Annotated in this window: 13 protein-coding genes; 4 read left to right on the top strand and 9 right to left on the bottom strand. The window is 44.9% G+C overall.

All coding sequences use genetic code 11. From position 1 onward, the window contains the following. Nucleotides 1-89: 89 nt before the first annotated feature. The 5 genes from MHM87_RS17480 to phoB all read right to left on the bottom strand — a co-directional run bounded on the left by MHM87_RS17480 (nucleotide 90) and on the right by phoB (nucleotide 9,200). Nucleotides 90-2,738, bottom strand: a complete 2,649-nt coding sequence (locus tag MHM87_RS17480; protein ID WP_168533576.1) for a TonB-dependent receptor — start codon at nucleotides 2,736-2,738, stop codon at nucleotides 90-92. Nucleotides 2,739-2,855: 117 nt separating this feature from the next. Then, nucleotides 2,856-5,636, bottom strand: coding sequence for a hypothetical protein (locus MHM87_RS17475; RefSeq protein ID WP_239260396.1), 2,781 nt, complete (start codon nucleotides 5,634-5,636; stop codon nucleotides 2,856-2,858). A 424-nt stretch (nucleotides 5,637-6,060) separates the two neighbouring features. Next, nucleotides 6,061-7,092: a phosphate ABC transporter substrate-binding protein gene (locus MHM87_RS17470; protein ID WP_080986402.1), complete on the bottom strand. Its 1,032-nt coding sequence runs from the start codon at nucleotides 7,090-7,092 to the stop codon at nucleotides 6,061-6,063. A 16-nt stretch (nucleotides 7,093-7,108) separates the two neighbouring features. After that, nucleotides 7,109-8,410, bottom strand: coding sequence for a phosphate regulon sensor histidine kinase PhoR (gene phoR, locus MHM87_RS17465; protein ID WP_061439558.1), 1,302 nt, complete (start codon nucleotides 8,408-8,410; stop codon nucleotides 7,109-7,111). 100 nt (nucleotides 8,411-8,510) lie between these two features. Then, on the bottom strand, nucleotides 8,511-9,200 hold the full coding sequence (gene phoB, locus MHM87_RS17460; RefSeq protein ID WP_014948281.1) for a phosphate regulon transcriptional regulator PhoB: 690 nt from the start codon (nucleotides 9,198-9,200) through the stop codon (nucleotides 8,511-8,513). A 254-nt stretch (nucleotides 9,201-9,454) separates the two neighbouring features. Between phoB and MHM87_RS17455 the strand changes: the two genes are divergently transcribed. Further along, complete coding sequence (locus MHM87_RS17455; protein WP_041449809.1) at nucleotides 9,455-11,185, top strand: HAMP domain-containing sensor histidine kinase; 1,731 nt, start codon at nucleotides 9,455-9,457, stop codon at nucleotides 11,183-11,185. 117 nt (nucleotides 11,186-11,302) lie between these two features. Beyond that, nucleotides 11,303-12,214, top strand: coding sequence for a recombination-associated protein RdgC (gene rdgC, locus MHM87_RS17450; RefSeq protein ID WP_168533574.1), 912 nt, complete (start codon nucleotides 11,303-11,305; stop codon nucleotides 12,212-12,214). A gap of 205 nt (nucleotides 12,215-12,419) precedes the next feature. On the opposite strand, the gene MHM87_RS17445 is transcribed toward rdgC, so the two are convergent. After that, the gene (locus MHM87_RS17445; RefSeq protein WP_014948278.1) at nucleotides 12,420-12,983 is read right to left on the bottom strand and encodes an XRE family transcriptional regulator; all 564 of its coding nucleotides are present in this window, start codon (nucleotides 12,981-12,983) and stop codon (nucleotides 12,420-12,422) included. A 186-nt stretch (nucleotides 12,984-13,169) separates the two neighbouring features. Here MHM87_RS17445 and MHM87_RS17440 point away from each other — a divergent pair, with 186 nt between their 5' ends. After that, nucleotides 13,170-14,360 carry a benzoate/H(+) symporter BenE family transporter gene (locus MHM87_RS17440; protein ID WP_168463382.1) on the top strand — a complete coding sequence of 397 codons (1,191 nt, stop codon included), beginning with the start codon at nucleotides 13,170-13,172 and terminating at the stop codon, nucleotides 14,358-14,360. A 126-nt stretch (nucleotides 14,361-14,486) separates the two neighbouring features. On the opposite strand, the gene MHM87_RS17435 is transcribed toward MHM87_RS17440, so the two are convergent. Then, nucleotides 14,487-15,323, bottom strand: a complete 837-nt coding sequence (locus MHM87_RS17435) for an HDOD domain-containing protein (RefSeq protein WP_049587051.1) — start codon at nucleotides 15,321-15,323, stop codon at nucleotides 14,487-14,489. A 449-nt stretch (nucleotides 15,324-15,772) separates the two neighbouring features. Between MHM87_RS17435 and MHM87_RS17430 the strand changes: the two genes are divergently transcribed. Further along, nucleotides 15,773-17,467 (top strand): Zn-dependent hydrolase, encoded by a 1,695-nt coding sequence (locus MHM87_RS17430; protein WP_168533573.1) that lies wholly within the window; start codon nucleotides 15,773-15,775, stop codon nucleotides 17,465-17,467. Between the two features lie 82 nt (nucleotides 17,468-17,549). On the opposite strand, the gene MHM87_RS17425 is transcribed toward MHM87_RS17430, so the two are convergent. Both MHM87_RS17425 and MHM87_RS17420 read right to left on the bottom strand, forming a co-directional pair. Then, complete coding sequence (locus tag MHM87_RS17425) at nucleotides 17,550-17,921, bottom strand: histidine triad nucleotide-binding protein (protein ID WP_014948274.1); 372 nt, start codon at nucleotides 17,919-17,921, stop codon at nucleotides 17,550-17,552. Between the two features lie 173 nt (nucleotides 17,922-18,094). Beyond that, a complete protein-coding gene (locus MHM87_RS17420; protein ID WP_014948273.1) occupies nucleotides 18,095-18,895 on the bottom strand; it encodes an undecaprenyl-diphosphate phosphatase in 801 nt (266 codons plus the stop codon). Nucleotides 18,896-18,898: the final 3 nt, after the last annotated feature.

Below are 18,898 nucleotides of genomic sequence, written 5' to 3'. Positions count from 1 at the left end.
ATTACGAAACTGTCATAAATAGACCAAAAGTGTCATCTATTGCACATAAAAAAGGCCGCTGGTTAGCGGCCTTTGTAATAAGTTAAGGTTTAGAAGTCATATTTATATGACAACCTAATACCTGTACCCCTTGTCTCCGACCTAAGCAACGTATCATTGAATTCAATTTCACGATCTTCACCTAGAATATTTTGAACGCGTAATGTGACAGTGCTATTAAAGTCTGGGTAATACTTGTACACCATATCAAGTGAATGGAATGGTTGTTCGAAGTTATCGTCGAAACCGTCGATACCCGGAATTAGAATACGCTCACCAAATACGTTGTAGACGAGTGAGGCAGAGTGTTCACCGTTATCTGAGTCATAACCCAACTGCATGTTAAGTACATACTGAGAGTGACCCGTCATACGACGCTCAACATTAGTAATCGCCGCAGAAACACCGGTTTGCTCAACAATATTCTGACGATCTAATACGATTTCAGAATCACTGACAGTGATGTTACCTGTAGTAAACAAGTTGTCCCAGATACCGTCACCAATAAAGGCCAAATCTTGTAGGAATTCAACTTCGACACCATAAACCTCACCAGATTCTGCGTTAGCAATACGAATTAGCGGTGGACCATCCTGAGCTGGAGACTGTACCGATTCAATTGGCGCTTCCATGTCTTTGTAGAATAAGCCTACCGATACGTTGTTGCCTGCTTCACGGTACCATTCCCAACGTAAATCATAGTTAATGATATCTGTTGTGCTTACACCAGGTGTACCTGCAATCGGGAAGTTAGTTAATGGGTCTAGGTAAGTTGCTGATGACACTTCACGAAGATCAGGACGCACAACTGTTTGACCGATGCTCGCTCTTAACTGCATATCGTCTTCTAAGAAGTAAGTTACAGCAAGCGCTGGATAAAACCCGTCTTCTTGAAACGCTAGCTGTGAACGATCTGCTTCATCACTCAAGTCAAATTGGTTTGTTCGCGGATCCAATGGCGCCACTACCTGACGGAAGTCTTCATAACGGGCACCACCAGTGAAACGCCACTTGTTGTCATAGAAGAAATCAGCTTCTAGATAGTACGCATCAATTTTTTGACCCGCTACATAGTCATCACCAGCAATAGTCGTATCACGAATGATAGGTCGGCTAGACAAAGACAGGGTGTCTAAAACGCTGTCGCTGAAGATTTCGCTAAAGTCGTTACCATCTAATATTGAACGGTCTTCAACACCTAACGTATTGATATCGAAACGGCGGTTTTCTGCAGTACGAGTTTTGGTTACAAAGCTTGCACCCACTTTGTACTCAGTTTCCCACTTACCCATTGTCATCGGGTAAGTCACGTTATAGCCAAAGTTCTCCAAGCGGTCGTGAAGATTTTGGAAAGTATAACGAGCAGCAGTTTGTGCATCAGATAAGAAGATTTCGTTTTCATCGTCAAAAATACCATCTTCATTCACATCTTCCATAACGAAGCGTGCATTGAAGTTACCTGGCGCATAGCGTACCGAGCGGCCTAATGAGTATGTCCAGTCAATACCCATGAAGTTTAGCTCTGGGATTGTATGCTGGCCTTTAAGTTGATTGGTATATAGCGAGCGTTCTTCGTACTGAACATCAATATCTCTAATACGCAAGCCTTCTGCTTGGTTCAGGTTTTCAGTATTACCGAACATCTCGCGGATTTCGTCGCGCGTATCGTTTAGCACGATAAGGCTATAATCAATACGATGTTGACGGTTATAGTCTACACCTAGTGTTAATAGTGAAGACCAAGTCACCGTTTGCTCTGTACCTTGGATATCATCAAAGAAGCGTACATTGATAATGTCATCGCCGACTAAGTCAGGGTCTTGTAGCTCGTATTCTTCAGAAGAGCGGGTTTGGGCTGAATAACGTGAAGTTACCAAAAAGCCAAAGCGCCAGTCGTCATCGTAATCATAGCTGTCACCATAAGTGACATTAACGCGCATGTCAGGATCGGCAGACTCTCTTTCTAGCCCGTATTCTCTATTAACACCTTTGAATAGTTCTAATGCTTCTTCTGGCTCAAGATCGTCTAAGAAATTTTTTGAATCCCAACGTTCTTGAATAGCTGCTGAAACGCCACGAGTACCGTCGTCTTCACCTGTCCAATCGCGTCCACCACCAGCATAATCTAACACATCACCAGAGTTTTCCGTATCGATACCAACCGCAGCCGATACGTTGAAAACACGCTGTGTAGGTATAGATTTCAATCGGATATTTACGTTACCACCACCGAATGCCGCGGGCATAGATGGTGAATACGATTTCTGAACCGCAAGGCTTTCGATAATGCTCGACGGGAACAAGTCGAGAGGGATAACGTTACGCGTTGGATCTGGGCTTGGCACGATTGCGCCGTTTAATTGTGTTGATGAGTAACGCTCACCAAGGCCACGAACATAGATGAAACGACCATCTACAAGTGTTAGACCAGTTACACGGCGAAGTGCGCCCGCAGCGTCACTGTCACCAGTACGAGCTATCTGCTCAGCACCCATGATGTCAGCTACGAAGGCTTGATTTTTACGTTCTTCCATTACTGCTGTCGCGGTACCTTTTAAGCGCGTACCGGTAGCGACAACTTCCTCAATCACTTCTTCTTCGTTTGATTGAGCGTTGGCTATAGTCGTTGGAAACAAAATGCTTGCTGCAACGGCTAAGCTAATGGGCTTTAGAAGAAACCTGTTAGCAGGTCTGTTCATGATGAACCTCTTTAGAAAGGAATACTTTCACGATAATTATTCGTGTTTTACAAACTTAAAAGCAAGTGCGCCACTTTTGCAACGCACTTGCTTGTTTTTAGCTATGCGAACTGAGTCTTATTCAAGACCAACAGTCCATCCCGCAGTCCAGTCGTTATCAGCGTCTTTAACTGCGCCGATAAAGTCTACTGAAGAGAAGAAGCTGTCTAGCGTCGATACGTCAGTCGCTACTGTTGCATCTACTGTGTAAATACCGTTAAGTACTGTTGCAGTGTTATCAAGTAGGCTGTTACCTGCCTGCGCAGTGAACCAATCTTCTTGACTAAAGTCGCCAGAGTCTTTGATGTTTTCAGCACACGCTAGTACAGATGTTTCAAAAGTAAGCTGAGGCGTGTTGGTACCATCCATGTTAGCAAGTAGCGTAGTATCGCCATCGCTTAAGTCGGCTTCAAAACACTCACCCATACCCGCTGGACCAGTTACAACAAAGTTGTAAAGTTGTGCATTAGTTTGGTCGCGAAGTAGAACACCTTCAGAGTCTGCATCAGCAGTGTCGAACTCGTTACCAATGATAGTCATGTTAGCAACCATAGGGTTAGAGAACGCTGTGCCGTCGCCGCCGTCACCGTCGCCTTCAATTGCGCGGTTAGCATCAGAGTTATCTTCAGCGTGCTTAACAAGTACAAACTGAAGCTTACCTACGTAGCCGTTATCCCAGTCTACTGAGTCATCTTGAATGCCTGTTAGCGTAAGATACTTAACGTTTACTGCACCACCGAAGAACTCAACACCGTCGTCTGCGTTTTTGTGAACTTGTACATACTCAACAGTAGTACCAGAACCCACACCGCCAAACGTAATACCGTTTAGTTCGTTATCTGGTGCAATTTCAAAACCACCGTGCATTACGCGAACGTAGCGAAGTGTACCAGAGCTATCTGTGTTGTCAGTTCCGCCGAAAACTGCACCTTCTTGTGCACCTTCAACTTGAAGTGAACAATCTGTACCGTCTTGAGGACACTTAGTTGATTCGCCGTTACCTAGAACGATCATGCCGCCCCATTGTCCAGCTTCACCCGCCTCAAGGCCGCCAACAACGTGGTCACGTGATGTGAAAGTAATTGGGTTTTCAGCAGTACCGTTTGCATTGATTTCTGAGTCACGGCTAATTACTAGGTAGTCGTTACCAGATGCGCCATAAGCAGTTACGCCTGGCTCAACAGTAAGGGTTGCGCTGTTTTCTTTATCACCACCTACGAATACTGCACCTGAAAGCGCGTAGAAATTACCTTCTGTAAGCGTTAGGTCAGACGTGATAGTACCAGACACTTCACACGTAGTAGTTGAACCGTCTACTGGCGTAATTGACGTTGTACCTGATGGACAGCCAGAAGCAGATTGTGCTAGTTCGATGTTACCGCCACCAAAACCAAAAGCCCAACCTTGACGCCAGTCATCTTCACCAATCGCACCGATGAATGTGTTTGCTTCAAAGAAAGTATCAAGCAATGTAGATGCGTCGCCACCAGCAGTAAGAAGCGCACTTTCTGCTGTAAGTGTACCGTCTGGGTTAAGACCAAGATTTGCACGGTCTTCAAATGCGATTAGCTGATTACCTTCTTGGCCTGTGAACCATGTTTCAAGGTCTACTGCACCCTCTGGCGTGTTGAACGGCTCAGAACAAGCAATCGCTGAGTAAGTCATGGTTAGATCACCGTCAGAAAGGTTAGCTTGAACCGTTTCGTCTGTGTCCATTTCTAAACACTCGCCCATTGCTTCTGGACCAGTGATTAGGAAGTTCATTAGGTTTGCGCCAGTTTGGTCGCGAAGTAGAAGACCTTCAGAGTCAGCGTCAGCAGTGTCGAAAGTGTTACCGATAACTGTCATGTTAGCGAGCATTGGCTTAGAGAATTCTAGACCGTCACCACCGTCGCCGTCACCTTCAATACCGCGGTTTGCGTCAGAGTTGTCAGCGGCATGCTGAACATAAACATACTGAAGCTTACCTTTATAACCGTTGTCCCAGTCTACTGAGTCATCTTGGTTAGCTGTTAAAACTAAGTGTTTCGCGTTTACCGCGCCACCGAAGAATTCTACACCGTCATCAGCGTTGCTGTGTACTTGTACATAATCAACTTCTGTACCTGAGCCAACACCACCAAACGTAATACCGTTAAGTTCGTTGTCTGGCGCAATTTCAAAACCAGCGTATTTCACTACTACGTATTTAAGGATACCAGAGCTGTCTGTATCGTCTGTACCACCAAATACTGCACCCTCTTCTGCACCTTCAACCTGAAGCGCACAATCAGAACCGTCTTGCGGGCATTTAGTCGATGTACCGTTACCAAGAATAACCACACCACCCCATTGACCAGCACCAACTTCGTCGCCTACAACATCATTGAATGAAGTCATGATGATTGGAGAAGATGCTGTACCTTCTGCTTCAATTTTAGAGTCACGGCTAACTACAAGGTAATCTGCACCAGTGCGACCAAAGATGACTGTACCTTCTTCGATTGCTAGCGTTACGCTGTCTGCTTTGTCGTTACCAATAAATACTGGACCTTCAAGTGCCCACACTGTGTCATTAGTTAGCGTGATAACGCCTTGATCGTCAGCATCATCAGCTGTTAAACGACCAGAAAGAACGCGTACTTCAACCGACTGGCCGAACGCATCAGAAACTTCACCACTTAGGAAAGAGCTTACTTCACCTGGAGCTGTATCATCTGAACCAGTATCGCCACCAGTATCGCCACCAGTGTTTCCACCGTTATTATTAGTTACGCTGTTATCAATATCACCTTCACTGATATTAATATCGCCGCCACAGCCTGCTAGAACAAGTGCAGTAGCAATAGCTGAAGCCTTGAAAAGTTGCTTAAGTTCCATGTGTTTCTCCAGGTACGGTATAGTTATGGATTTTGAAAACGCGGAAACTTTAACTGAGGTAGATGACACATTTGTTACATTAAGTCGCTGTAACAAAAGTTTCATAGAAAAAGTTCAATTTTGGGCTAAAAAAACGTTTAGAAGACTTACTTTGGCAACTGGGGATTTGTTTTTTGTATATTTTTCCAAAACTTAATTGGTAAAAACCTGAATTTATTGACCGAACGTAGACTCTATTTTTTGTCAACCGCCCCCTTCTTTCAATCCCAATTAGTCAGTTTTTGTCAATATACTCTTTTGATTTGTGACGCAATTATGACATAGCAGGTAGAGTGAAGTAGACTTTAAAAAGGCTTCCACCTAAAAAACTTGTTGATTTGTTCAGCGGCATTAGAGTGGTTAGCGTTATTCTGAATGGCACTTTTTATTCGTCAAGCAGTCGGCGTTGGCGTACCAGTACGTCTTCACGAATGGGGAAATATCCGTCTCTTAACACCTGCTGCTGCCCTTCCTGTGACAAGATATAGCGCAAAAACTCTCTTTCCAGAGTAGGTAAAGGCTCACCAGGCTTTTTATTTATCACTAAATAAAGAAAACGGGCAAACGGATACGTTTCGTTGCGCACCGTATCAATAGAAAGAGGGATTAAGCTATCTAGCGACTCACCTAAAGGCAGAGCGCGAACTCCTGCGGTTTTATAGCCGTAAGCGGCATAGCCAATCGCGCCTGTACCGCTGGCCACGGACAATACTACAGATGCAGAGCCAGGTTGTTCGTTTACCGTATTCTTAAAGTCACCATCGCACAGCGCCATCACTTTAAACAAGCCGTAAGTACCCGATACTGAATTTCGACCGTACAGCCTGATAGGAGAACGATAGCCTATATCGTCAACGCCGAGCTGAGACCAATTGGTAATGGCTGTATTGCTGCCACAAAACTGGGTTTCAGAAAACACCGCGTCAACTTGCTCAAGGGTCATACCCGGCAGCGGATTGCGTCTATCCACAAAAATGGCGATGGCATCCATTGCCACTTTTAATACCGTAGGCGGGTAACCGTGGGTTCGCGTAAAATCCCGTATTTCACTGGGTTTTAGTTCTCGGCTCATAGGGCCTATGGTGGCAGTACCTTCAATAAGTGCCGGCGGAGCGGTAGATGAACCTGACGCCTGTATTTGAAAGCCGACCTGAGGATAAAGGGTTTTGAATTCCTGTGACCAAAAGGTCATTAAGTTTGCCAGCGTGTCTGAGCCAACAGAGGATATTTTTCCTGCCACCCCAGGCTTACGTTCATAGGCAGGTACTTGATAGCTACCAGAAGCAGATGACGAGCTTTGAGTATTTTGAAAATCAGCCAGGGCTCCAAATGGTAACAATAAGCCTATTACTAAAAGTAACGTTGAAAGGCGGTAGCGTTGCCCTTTCATCTTGTCATGCTTTTTGCTCACCAACACTTCTCGCCTCTTAGGGTTACAGTTGCTCTGCAATCAACTCGTTATCCAGCACAAACGAGAAATTGCTGCCCTCACCCAATGTACTGGTTATATCTAAACGAGAATTATGATGACTTAGTACATGTTTTACAATGGAAAGACCTAAGCCAGAGCCACCGGTTTTGCGAGAGCGCGCTTTATCCACGCGATAAAAGCGCTCGGTAAGGCGGTTTAGATGATTTGGCTCAATACCATCACCGTTATCTACCACAGAAAATTGCGCGCCATTGGGTTTACGTCGCCAGTACACATTAATTTCACCACCAGCAGGTGTGTAGTGCACCGCATTAAACACTAGGTTTGAACAAGCGCTACGCAGTTCGGTCTCAACGCCGAAAATACAGAGTTCTTTGTCGATGTGGAAGTTTATTGTGTGGTTTTTCTCTTTATTAAGCGCCTGCGCTTCTCTTTCCACCTGAGCAAGGACCACAGGAATGTTCACAACATTTTCGTAGATGCGCTCCGAACTTGCTTCAATGCGCGACAACACCAGCAAGTCTTCTATCAAGTTTTGCATACGGTGGGTTTGCGATGTCATTTCTTTCATCGCTTTTTGCATGAAAGGATCGGAGTCTTCATCAATAGGAAGAATTTCAAGGTATCCGTTAATGACCGTTAGCGGTGTACGCAATTCATGAGACACATTTGCCACAAAGTCCTTACGCATTTCTTCAAGCTGGGACACCCGCGTTATGTCACGGGCAATCAGCAGTAGATGCTCATCGCCATACGGCATAATCCGGTATTCAAAGGTTTTGTTGGGGTTAGTAGGCGACGGTACTTCAATGGGGTATTTATAATTCCCTGCATGAAAATACTGAATAAACTCCGGGTGGCGCAACAAGTTGTCGATTCGACGCCCAGAGTCTTGCGGCCATTTTAGCCCTAAATCCAAGCGAGCAAGGCGATTACACCAAATAATGCAAGCCTTAGCATCAACCACTACCGCCGCATCAGGCAAGGCTTCAGAACCCTCTCTGAAGCGTTTTACTAATTCACCAAGCTCTTTACGCTTATTGCGATTACGACGCTGCAGGTAATAAATACCTTCATAAATATGTTCCCACACGCCACGCACGGTAGGTGGAGACATTTTACGACTATGCCATAACCAGCGATTTAGCTTGTAAAGATGCCAGTAGTTAAATAGCAGTAGCAGGGTTGCGCCAATAGCAACGGCGAATAACATATCATCTAGATACCACCCGACTAGCGCAAAAACCACAAGGAATAGCACTAAGCGCAATGTACTTCTCAACCAAGAGAACGGGTAATACATGAAATAGCTCGCGTTGTTAAAGGTGGAATTGGGCGCATGCCCAGATGGCGCAGCGACATCAAGGGAATAACACCATGTTACTCCCTAAACACTACATCTATTACAGCTTAGTAGAAAAACGGTAACCCGCGCCGCGTACTGTTTGGATCATAGCATCATGTCCGTGGCGAGAGATAGCTTTGCGTAGACGTCGAATATGTACATCTACCGTTCTGTCTTCAACGTAAACATTGGTTCCCCAAACATTATCTAGCAGTAGCTCTCGGCTATAGACACGTTCTGGGTGCGTCATAAAGAAGTGCAACAACTTAAATTCAGTCGGCCCCATGTCTAACGGTTCTTCATTCGCCATTACGCGATGTGATACCGGTTCAAGTTTAAGACCATTAAATTCAATGGGCTCCTCGCTTGATGTAGGCGTAACTCTTCGCATCACTGCTTTTATTCTTGCCACAAGCTCTTTCGGCGAGAATGGTTTAGTAACGTAGTCATCAGCACCTGCATCCAGGCCGCGAATTTTGTCTTCTTCCTCGCCACGGGCTGTAAGCATGATGACGGGAATGTCACGAGTAAACTCGTGCTGCTTTAAACTTTTAGCTAGCTGTACACCGCTTCCTCCCGGCAACATCCAATCTAATAAGATTAAATCTGGGTAAGGTTCGCAAATTTTTTCTTGCGCGATGTCGAAATCTTCGGCTTCAATAATGTTAAAACCAGATTGCTCAAGCACAAACTTAAGCATTTCACGGATAGGCGCTTCGTCCTCAACCACCAACACTGTACGAGACATCGTAATATTCCTGCTCATTTTTAAACGCCGTTATTATTAATGTGGTCTGTGACAGTTTTATTAAAACGATTACATTTATGTGTCAAGTTTAATACAAGCTTGTTCCAAAGTTTAAATACATAATCTTGTTTATTCATACGATTACGCATATTCTTGAAATTACATAAAACCGACTGTTATTGTTGCAAAGGTGAGCAACTACCAAGCGTTGTCGGTGATTTAAAAGGTCTGATGTAACAGGGGTGTGTTTATCGATGGCTGCGGTCAAGACAGGGTTATCAAGGAAACTCTTAGCCAGAGTGTTGTCAGTGTACTTTTCTCTCACGCTGCTAGTGACGGTTGGACAGATCTTTACAGAATACCTCAGCACGAAAAATCACGTTGAAGGCGAGCTTCAAACGCTAAAAAACACCTTTTCTTCTAGCCTGACCCGCGCTTTGTGGGAACTTAACCACGACCAAGTGCGTGCCATCGCCGAAGGCCTTATGTCATTGCCTATTGTTGAAGGGCTTCAAGTTCGTGGTGAAAACGGTAACTACATTGCCGAGTACGGCATCCGTGCTCAGCGCTCTCCTGCTCCGGTTGACCGTGAAATAATTGAAGATCATCCCGGCGGCGTATTTAGCTACAGCTTCCCACTAGTATTTAAATTCTCAGGTCGCGAATCTACGGTTGGCGACGTTACCTTGTATTCTAGCTTTGATACTATTTTTAGCCGTATTGAAGTAGGCGTATTTTTTCTTATCGGTAATGCGTTAGTAAAAACCACCTTTCTGGTCTTCTTGTTCATGACCGCATTTCGCACCATGCTTTCTGAACCGCTGCAAACCATTACTGAGCAAATGGGTAATTTCGATCCTCAGCACCCAGAAGAGAGCAAACTCAGCATAAAGCTCGATGATGACAACGAGCTATTACAGCTTAAGGAATCTTACAACCACGTTATTGACGACCTTATTATTTCAAACAATAAGCTGAAAGACGCGCAGAATGAACTCACTCTTGCCAACAAGAAGCTAGACGACCAAAACCTGATTTTAGAACAAGAAGTGGCAAAGAAAACAGCGTCGTTGTCTCAGATCATGCTCGACTTAGAGCAGCAAAAAGACGAGCTTATTGCCCACCAGCGAGAGCTTCGCCAAGAAAACGAAAATCGTCAGTATATAGAAGCCGAACTGCGCAAACGAAACCAAGAGCTAGCCAGTTCGATGGATACACTTCATCAAGCGCAAGAGCAATTAGTCGAGTCGGAGCGCATGGCGTCGCTTGGCGGTCTGGTGGCCGGCATCGCGCATGACGTAAACACGCCATTGGGCGTGAGTGTGACCGCAGCCAGCTTTCTACAAGAGCGACTGAACAATTTAAAGACCGACTTCGAAGATAAAAGCCTGACCAGTAAGAACATGGCAAGCTTCATCGATGAAGCGGAACAAACTGCGCTATTACTTTTAAGTAACCTGGAGCGCGCATCTGATCTTATCGCCAGCTTTAAACAGGTGGCCGTTGACCAGACCAGTGAAACCGAGCGCGAATTTGTGTTGGGCGACTATATTAACGAGATCATTCAGTCGCTTAAGCCAAGTTTTAAGCATACTGAACATCAAATTAACGTATCCTGCCCCGACAATTTAGTTGTGACCTGTGCACCCGGCGCTATCGCTCAAATCGTTACCAATATGGTGGTTAACTCAATTACGCACGGCTTTGAAGGCAAAGCGGCCGGCTCTGTAACACTAGATGTAAAAGAAGATGGTAATAATGTTGTGATCCACTACCAAGATGACGGAAAAGGTTTAAGCGAAGAAGAGCTCAGTAAGTTGTTTGATGCCTTCTTTACTACCAAACGCGGAGAAGGTGGTAGCGGTCTAGGCACACATATTATGTACAACCTGGTTACACAGTCACTGCATGGGCATATAGAGGCCGACAGTACGCTTGGCAACGGCTTACAGTACACCATTCGTTTTCCGAAAAAGAGTGCTTAACCTTTCTTGCCACTATCCATCTAAGGTGCCCGCTTTCTAGGGCCTTTTATTCAATTGCACCGCGAGTCTTACGTTGGTAGGCTTGCGCCCTATTTTTATCAAGAGAATGCTTACACTATGTGGTTTAAAAATGTAAAAGCCTATCAAATTACTCAGCCGTTATCGCTAAACGAGGGCGATTTAGAACGTGCCCTTAACGAACACGCTTTTCGCCCGTGCGGTAGCCAGGACTTAGCAACCATGGGGTTCGCCTCTCCGTTTTCTCAGGCGGGTAAGCAAGGCACCATGTTCCATGTTGTTCAACAGCGTTTTTGGATAACCCTAAAAAAACAGGAAAAGATCTTGCCCGGCGCAGTGGTAAATGCCGAGCTTGATGAAATGGTGGCCAAAATTGAAATGGAAACCGGTTCGCCAGTTGGTAAAAAAGCCAAAGCAGATCTTAAACAAGAAATTCAAACCCGTTTGCTGCCCCAGGCATTTACAAAAAACACCTACACTCACGGCTTTATTTCGCTTGCTGACAACTTAGTCGTAGTTGACGCATCATCTGATGGCAAAGCCGAAGCCTTTTTGGCCATGGTAAGAAAAGCCATAGGCTCACTTCCAGTAGTGCCATTTACGCGCAGAAGCCTTCAAAGCGAGCTTACGCACTGGGTTACTGAGTCAACACCAGAAGGTGTAGGTCTACTTGAAGAAGCTGAGCTTAAATCTACCGATGACACTGGCAGCGTTATTCGTTGTAAGAACCAGCCGCTAGACAGCGAAGAAATTAGTATTCATTTGGATGCCGGTAAGCTGGTTCAAAAGGTTGCATTCGAATATGCAGAGACGTTGACGGCTATTATGTGTGAGGATGGCGCCATTAAACGTGTTAAGTTCACCGATCGCATTAAAGAAGAAACTGACGATGTGCCAAAAGATCAGGTTGAAGCGCGCCTTGATGCAGAGTTCGCGCTTATGTCAGCCGAAATTTGTACACTGCTTAACTTCCTTCGTGGTGCGCTTAATCTTAACGACGATAGTTTATAAACTTATGGCAAATAAATATTAAGCCGATGAAAAAGATAGCCTAGCGCTATCGAAAAGCCTAATTACCTTGGGGTAATTAGGCTTTTTATTAGGTTCTGTTAATTAACTTGCTTGTTTGAACTGGCAACCGTCATTTAGCGCTAATACTTCTTAGCTTTTTTCCTAGCCTTTCTTCTAGCTTTTGCAAGAAAGTTGCCCAACCGCTTTAAGTGGGATAGTGAATAACCACAATAAAGCGCGTTTCTCCTACTTCATCTCGATAACCGTGGGGCTGGTCTGCGCGTAATATACACTGCTCTTGCGCTTGATAAGTTTGCCATTGACCATCTTGCAAAACCCCTAACTTTCCTTGTAGTACGTGAATATGTTCGGTGACGCCTATTTGATGCGCCGAAGAGTGCTGCTCATGAAAGTCCGTTAAGCATAGTTCAAACATTTCAAACTGGGTGGCTGAGTTAAACGGAAATAGCGTTTTTATGGTTACGTTTGGGTCGTTAGCGAACTTGTTGTCGGCATGTTGGGACGTAGGTGCGGTTTCATCACCTGACAAGAAAGAAGAAAAAGAACACGCAAGACCGGTTGCTATCTTCCACAAGGTAGCGATTGTGGGGCTAGACTCGCCTCGTTCTATTTGCCCCAACATGGCTTTAGACACTCCCGTCAACTGCGCGGTTTTATCAAGGGAAAGCCCCCGAGCTTTACGAACAGACTGCAGGTGGTGTGCAATACTTCTTGAAATAGCAGAAGGCTGCGCATTTGCTTTTGTCATGTAATGAAGGCCTTTTATTTTGACGCTGAGTTTAATAAACCAGTTGTGCGCTATAACGCACAGATGTTAAGTTAGCTATTGTACGTTATAGCGCACAAAAAGGTAGAGTAGCACATTCGATAGACACTAAAAGCGTGTTTCATCGCTCGGTCGATTCCAAATCGAAATTCCATCACGAGGGTTTTCATGAGCAAGTGGAAGTTAAGTCATATCAGCGCAGGGCTAACCGCGGTTACAGTAGGTTACAGTAGTTCTGTTGTCATTATCATTGATGTAGCGCGCAAAGCCGGCGCCAGCGACGACATGGTAGTGAGTTGGTTGTTGGCGCTTGGGCTCGGTATGGGCATTACCTGTATTCTGTTTTCGTGGCTATCCAAACTGCCCGTTGTTACCGCGTGGTCTACCCCTGGCGCGGCCTTTTTGTTAACCAGTATCGGTGACTACCGTTTAAGTGAAGCCATTGGTGCATTTATACTATGTGCCTTGCTTTCTCTTGTAACTGCGCAAAGCCGTAACCTGCTTAAACAAATAAGTCGGATTCCCCCTGCAATCTCATCGGCGCTTTTGGCCGGCATTCTCTTACCTATATGCCTTGCGATATTCAGTGATGTTAATGACGCACCGTACTTAGTTGCGTTATTTATCGCGGCTTATTTAGTAGGAAGCCGACTATTTCCCCGCTATCTTATGCTGTTGTTGCTGGTCATGTCGGTGACCATTAGCTTGTTTATGAGTAGTGCAGATGGTGTGGTTGCTCTATCAAGCGACTCACCAGGGCTGCCATCAATATTCACTCTGCCCGAGCCTATTTGGGTAACGCCCACTTTCTCACTGAGTGCTGCCATTGGATTAGCATTTCCCCTTTTTCTTATCACCACGCTTTCTCAAAACTTGCCAGGCATAGCTATTCATCACGCCCATGGCTATACGCCCGACCACAAACCCATTTTTTCAGGCATTGCCATTGTTCAAGCCTTATTGGCACCTTTCGGTGGTTTTACCTTTAACTTAGCGGCGATAACGGCAGCGCTATGCATGGGCGAGCAAGCGGATAATGAAAAGTCGCAGCGCTATAAAGCCGCTATAGCAGCGGGGGTGGCGTATTTGTTCATGGGGTTATTAGCGTCTGTGGTCGTTGCGCTATTTGTGAGTATGCCCAGTATCATTATTCATCTGCTTGCTGGACTAGCCCTATTAGCTACGCTGCAAGGAGCGGTGGTTCGCGCCATGGAAGTAGAGCACCACAGGGCTCCTGCGTTGCTTACCATGCTGTGTACGGCGTCAGGATTTAGTTTATATTCCATGACTTCAGCGGTGTGGGGATTAGGGTTAGGTTTATTGCTGCTTTACGTTCAAAAGAAGCCTGTTAGCGCGTAGCAGCATTTGTTTGCTTTGTGCTATTTCATTGTCAGCTTTTCATTTGTCAGCTTCCCCTAACGAAAAGGCCGGTACTGAAGTTGTGCTTCTGTACCGGCCTTTGCAGTATTTTGTCGCTTAAAATACTTACAAGAAGATTTGCTTCGCTGCGCTTGCAAGCTCTTCAAACTCACCAGAGTGAAGCTCGCCCATATCTTCAACCACACCGCGCTGAATAGCTAAGTTTAAGATCGCATCTTTTTGACTGTCTACCGCACCTGAGACTGCAGCGCCAACACGAACGAAATCAATGTAGGTTAACTCTTCTGGCATGTAGCTTAGGTCTTTCCAATTTTTTGAAACGTTAACGAAGGTTTCTCCGAAGCCCCACTCTGTCATAATGCTTGCACCAATACGGCCAGCTAATTTATCGATTGCCACTTCAAGGAATGAAGGGTTCGCAAAGACTTCAGGGTGACGCTCAGCCTCGGTCAAAATAGGCAGAACACCAATGTTGTGAACCAGTGCCGCTAGTGTCATGGTATCCATGCTCATTTCACGTTTTTTGGTACGCGCTATGTAAAGCTGAAGCACCGCCATAGAGTTAGCCACGATATTAACTGTATTTGCCCACTCTTGTTGTAAATAGCGTGCAACTACATCGTTTTTAGAGACGAATAATTGCTCCATAGCGAGTGCAGTAGAGATGTTTTTAATTTGGCGTAAACCAATTCGAGTCACCGCTTGGCTGATAGAAGTAACTTTTACGCTACGTCCCATATAAGCACTGTTCGCAATTTTGATCATTCTTGCGCTAAGTGATGGATCTTGACCAATCACATCACCCATCGCGTTTAAGTTAATATCGGGATCGTCTGCCGCTTTGCGGACTTTCAATGCAATAGCAGGAAGCGTGGGAAGGACGAGTGTGTCATTGTTAATTTTTTCAACCAAAATGGTTGAAAGCGCGTTCTGTGTAGACATATTTCTACCCTTAGAAAGTTCCAAATAGCCTCGTGAAGGCGATAGGTTGCTTTACCAGTTAATCATCTCGACCACCAGCAAAACTGATGACTAAAATAGATTCGATGTTTGTGCGTTGCATTCCGTGCGTTAACTTACATAGGCCTCTATGCTTCACGCTAAAATACAAACCGTTTATTGTTTTATTATGGTATTTCTATCACCATACTATAGTAGCTCTTTAGTTTCGACCAACTAAAAAAATACAGTGTCGATGCGAATTATTAGCAACGGTAGAACCACCAGAGCTTTTTTTAAAGTATAGTCAACTGGTAGCAAACCACTATTGATATTAAGCAAATATTTTTCATACTTTTGTATTAAATCAAAAGCATAGCTATAGTGAGCTATCTATTCACCGCCCCGCATACTGTAAATCAATGCGGTTAAACCACACGGTAAGAGTCATTATGAAAAAAACAATTACAACTTATTCTCCTATTGCAGCTGCAGTAGCGGGTTTATTTATGCTGACCGCGTGCAGCAAAAGCGCCGATACAACACCAACTCAGACAGCAAAGCCTGAAACCGCTTCCGAGCAAACCTTACTTGTTGATGAGTCTCGCTTGTCTATTTATCACGGCGTAGATCTTACCAGCGATTTGTCACACCTTAGTGACAATCAACACAAAATGCTTTCACTGTTAATTGATGCATCGAAAATCATGGACGACTTGTTCTGGAAACAAGCGTTCTTTGAAGATAAAGATGCATTTCTTTCGTCAATTAGTGACGAAAAAGTTCGCCACTTTGCAGCGATAAATTATGGACCTTGGGATCGCTTAAATGGCGATACACCTTTTTTAAGTGGCTATGAAGACAAAGCGCTGGGCGCTGAGTTCTACCCCCATGATATGGAAAAAGAGGAATTTGCCACGGCAGATTTTGGCGACAAACAAGGCCTTTATTCCATGGTGAAGCGCGATGAAGCGGGCAACCTTTATTCGATGCCTTATTCTGAAGCCTTTAAAAGCGAATTAATGAAGGCGTCTGACTTACTTAAAAAAGCGTCAGAGCTTGCTGAAGATGAAAGCTTTAAACAATATTTGCAGCTGCGTTCTGAAGCCCTACTATCAAACGACTACCTGGCTTCTGACATGGCGTGGATGGATATGAAAACCAACCCGGTTGAGCTGGTTATCGGTCCTATTGAAAGCTACGAAGATCAACTCTTTGGCTATCGCGCAGCGTTTGAAGCCTATGTACTTATTAAAGACTTAGCATGGAGTGAAAAGCTAGCTAAATACGCGGCCTTCTTACCTGAATTACAGCAAGGCCTTCCGGTTGCTAAGGCATATAAAGCGGAAATGCCAGGTTCTGATGCAGACCTTAACGCTTATGATGTTATTTATTATGCCGGCCACTCTAATGCAGGCAGTAAGACCATTGCAATTAACTTGCCCAATGACGAGCGAGTACAGCTAGAAAAAGGTACCCGCCGTCTGCAGCTTAAAAACGCAATGCGTGCAAAGTTCGATACAATTTTGGTGCCTATTGCGGATACGTTAATTGTACCAGAGCAACGTGAACACATTACGTTCGACGCCTTTTTCGCGAACACCATGTTTCATGAAGTGGCACACGGTTTAGGGATTAAGAATACTCTAGATGGTTCAGGGACTGTGCGCGGAGCACTTAAAGAGCATGCGTCGGCTCTTGAAGAAGGCAAAGCGGATATTCTAGGTTTGTACATGGTACAAAGTCTTCTTGAAAAAGGTGAAATCACTGAAGGTACACTAGAAGATTATTACGTTACCTTTATGGCTGGCATCTTCCGTTCTGTGCGCTTCGGCGCAAGCTCTGCACACGGAAAAGCGAACATGATCCGCTTTAACTTCTTTGCCCAGCAAGGCGCCTTCGAGAAAACAGAAGACGGCATGTATCGCGTAAATATGGAGAAGATGGGCGCCGCAGTAGAAGCACTATCTGAACTAATCCTTACGTTACAAGGTGACGGCGATTACGATGGCGTAGCGAAGCTAGTAGAAACTATGGGTGTAATTAAACCCGATCTTGCTTCAGATTTAGCGCGCCTAGAGGCAGCGAGCATTCCAGTTGATATTCACTTCAACCAAGGTAAGAAAGTACTGGGGCTTGCTAACTAAGTAAGTACTGTACTCATAAAATAAAAATGCCGCCCTGAGATAACTATCAAGGGCGGCATTTTTGTATTCTTATCTTTCCACGCTACTCTACGTGTTGCTTCATATTTTCAGTGTAAGGAGGCCAGCCTAGCGGTTTACCTGCCAACACGTGAAGGTGAATGTGATATACCGTTTGACCACCGTATTCATTACAGTTCATTACCGTACGAAAGCCTTGGTCAGCAAACCCTTGCTCCTTTGCAATTTTTGCTGCAACAAATGACAAGTGCCCCACCACTTCGCGATCTTCTTCGGCTATATCATTTACCGTTGCAATTTGCTTTTTCGGAATAACCAGAAAGTGAGTCGGTGCCTGAGGGTTTATATCTTTAAACGCCAGCGCCAATTCATCTTCGTACAATATGTCCGCTGGAATTTCCTTGCTGATGATTTTGTCAAATATTGTTTCTGCCATATCTCACTTCCCTTACCAATTAGGTGATTACCAATTATGTTAGCAGTGTTAAAACATTTGCCTGCGAACATAATTAAAAATTAAGTGCTATTGTGCGGCGCAGGGGCATCTCATGCTAATAGCACCCTCATACGAAGCCCCCTCATACGAAGGACAACGCCCTTTTTCTTTACTTAAGCGAAAACAAACCACAGTAGTATTACGCCCAACGCCAAGCGATAGATAACAAAAGGCAGCATGCCGATACGCGATATCCAGCTTAGGAACAAATAGATACAAAGGTAGGCGCTTACGAATGAAAACGCCGCGCCATAAAGCAACGCATACCAGTCTACCGCTTCGTTGGCATTAAGCAGGTCGAGAGTGGCTAAAAGCCCCGCGCCTAAAATAACTGGAATAGACAGCAAAAAGGAAAAGCGTGCACACGCTTCGCGCTTAAGGCCTAACATCAAACCTGCGGTCATCGTAATACCTGAGCGAGATGTACCAGGAATGAGTGCCAATACTTGGGCTAACCCGATATAGATGGCTTGCTTAAGTGTCAGTCCTTCAAGCTCTTGTTCGCGTTTTGCAGTGGCATCGGCGTACCATAGCAGCAAACCAAAAATAATAGTGGTACCCGCTATTACCAGCGCCGTACGTGCGTTTTCTTCTATCCAGCCTTTCATTAAAAAGCCAATAATAACCGCTGGAATAGTTGCCACAATAACGTACCAAGCAAGCTTACTGTCGGTAGATTGTTGTTTGCTAAACCCTTGTGTTACCCAAGCTACGGTCATCTGAGCGATTTCTTGACGAAAATAGATCATAACCGCAAGCAGGCTTCCCACATGAACGGCGACATCAAACGCTAAGCCCTGACTTACCCAACCAAAAAGTTCAGCGGGCAACAACAAGTGTCCAGAGCTGCTGATAGGAAGAAATTCAGTAACGCCCTGAATAATTGCTAAAATAATAATTTCAAAAAGTGTCATTCC

The organism is Alteromonas sp. Cnat3-28, assembly GCF_022348265.1.
Lineage (GTDB): Bacteria > Pseudomonadota > Gammaproteobacteria > Enterobacterales > Alteromonadaceae > Alteromonas > Alteromonas macleodii.
Note: the sequence above shows the minus strand (reverse complement) of the source record. Positions and strands in the feature narration are given on the sequence as shown.

Excerpts from the sequence above, each read along its gene's own strand:
- MHM87_RS17480 (WP_168533576.1), bottom strand. The coding sequence starts at position 2,738 with ATGAACAGACCTGCTAACAGGTTTCTTCTAAAGCCCATTAGCTTAGCC.
- MHM87_RS17475 (WP_239260396.1), bottom strand. The coding sequence starts at position 5,636 with ATGGAACTTAAGCAACTTTTCAAGGCTTCAGCTATTGCTACTGCACTT.
- phoR (WP_061439558.1), bottom strand. The coding sequence starts at position 8,410 with ATGTATTACCCGTTCTCTTGGTTGAGAAGTACATTGCGCTTAGTGCTA.
- phoB (WP_014948281.1), bottom strand. The coding sequence starts at position 9,200 with ATGTCTCGTACAGTGTTGGTGGTTGAGGACGAAGCGCCTATCCGTGAA.
- MHM87_RS17455 (WP_041449809.1), top strand. The coding sequence starts at position 9,455 with ATGGCTGCGGTCAAGACAGGGTTATCAAGGAAACTCTTAGCCAGAGTG.
- rdgC (WP_168533574.1), top strand. The coding sequence starts at position 11,303 with ATGTGGTTTAAAAATGTAAAAGCCTATCAAATTACTCAGCCGTTATCG.
- MHM87_RS17445 (WP_014948278.1), bottom strand. The coding sequence starts at position 12,983 with ATGACAAAAGCAAATGCGCAGCCTTCTGCTATTTCAAGAAGTATTGCA.
- MHM87_RS17440 (WP_168463382.1), top strand. The coding sequence starts at position 13,170 with ATGAGCAAGTGGAAGTTAAGTCATATCAGCGCAGGGCTAACCGCGGTT.
- MHM87_RS17435 (WP_049587051.1), bottom strand. The coding sequence starts at position 15,323 with ATGTCTACACAGAACGCGCTTTCAACCATTTTGGTTGAAAAAATTAAC.
- MHM87_RS17430 (WP_168533573.1), top strand. The coding sequence starts at position 15,773 with ATGAAAAAAACAATTACAACTTATTCTCCTATTGCAGCTGCAGTAGCG.
- MHM87_RS17425 (WP_014948274.1), bottom strand. The coding sequence starts at position 17,921 with ATGGCAGAAACAATATTTGACAAAATCATCAGCAAGGAAATTCCAGCG.
- MHM87_RS17420 (WP_014948273.1), bottom strand. The coding sequence starts at position 18,895 with ATGACACTTTTTGAAATTATTATTTTAGCAATTATTCAGGGCGTTACT.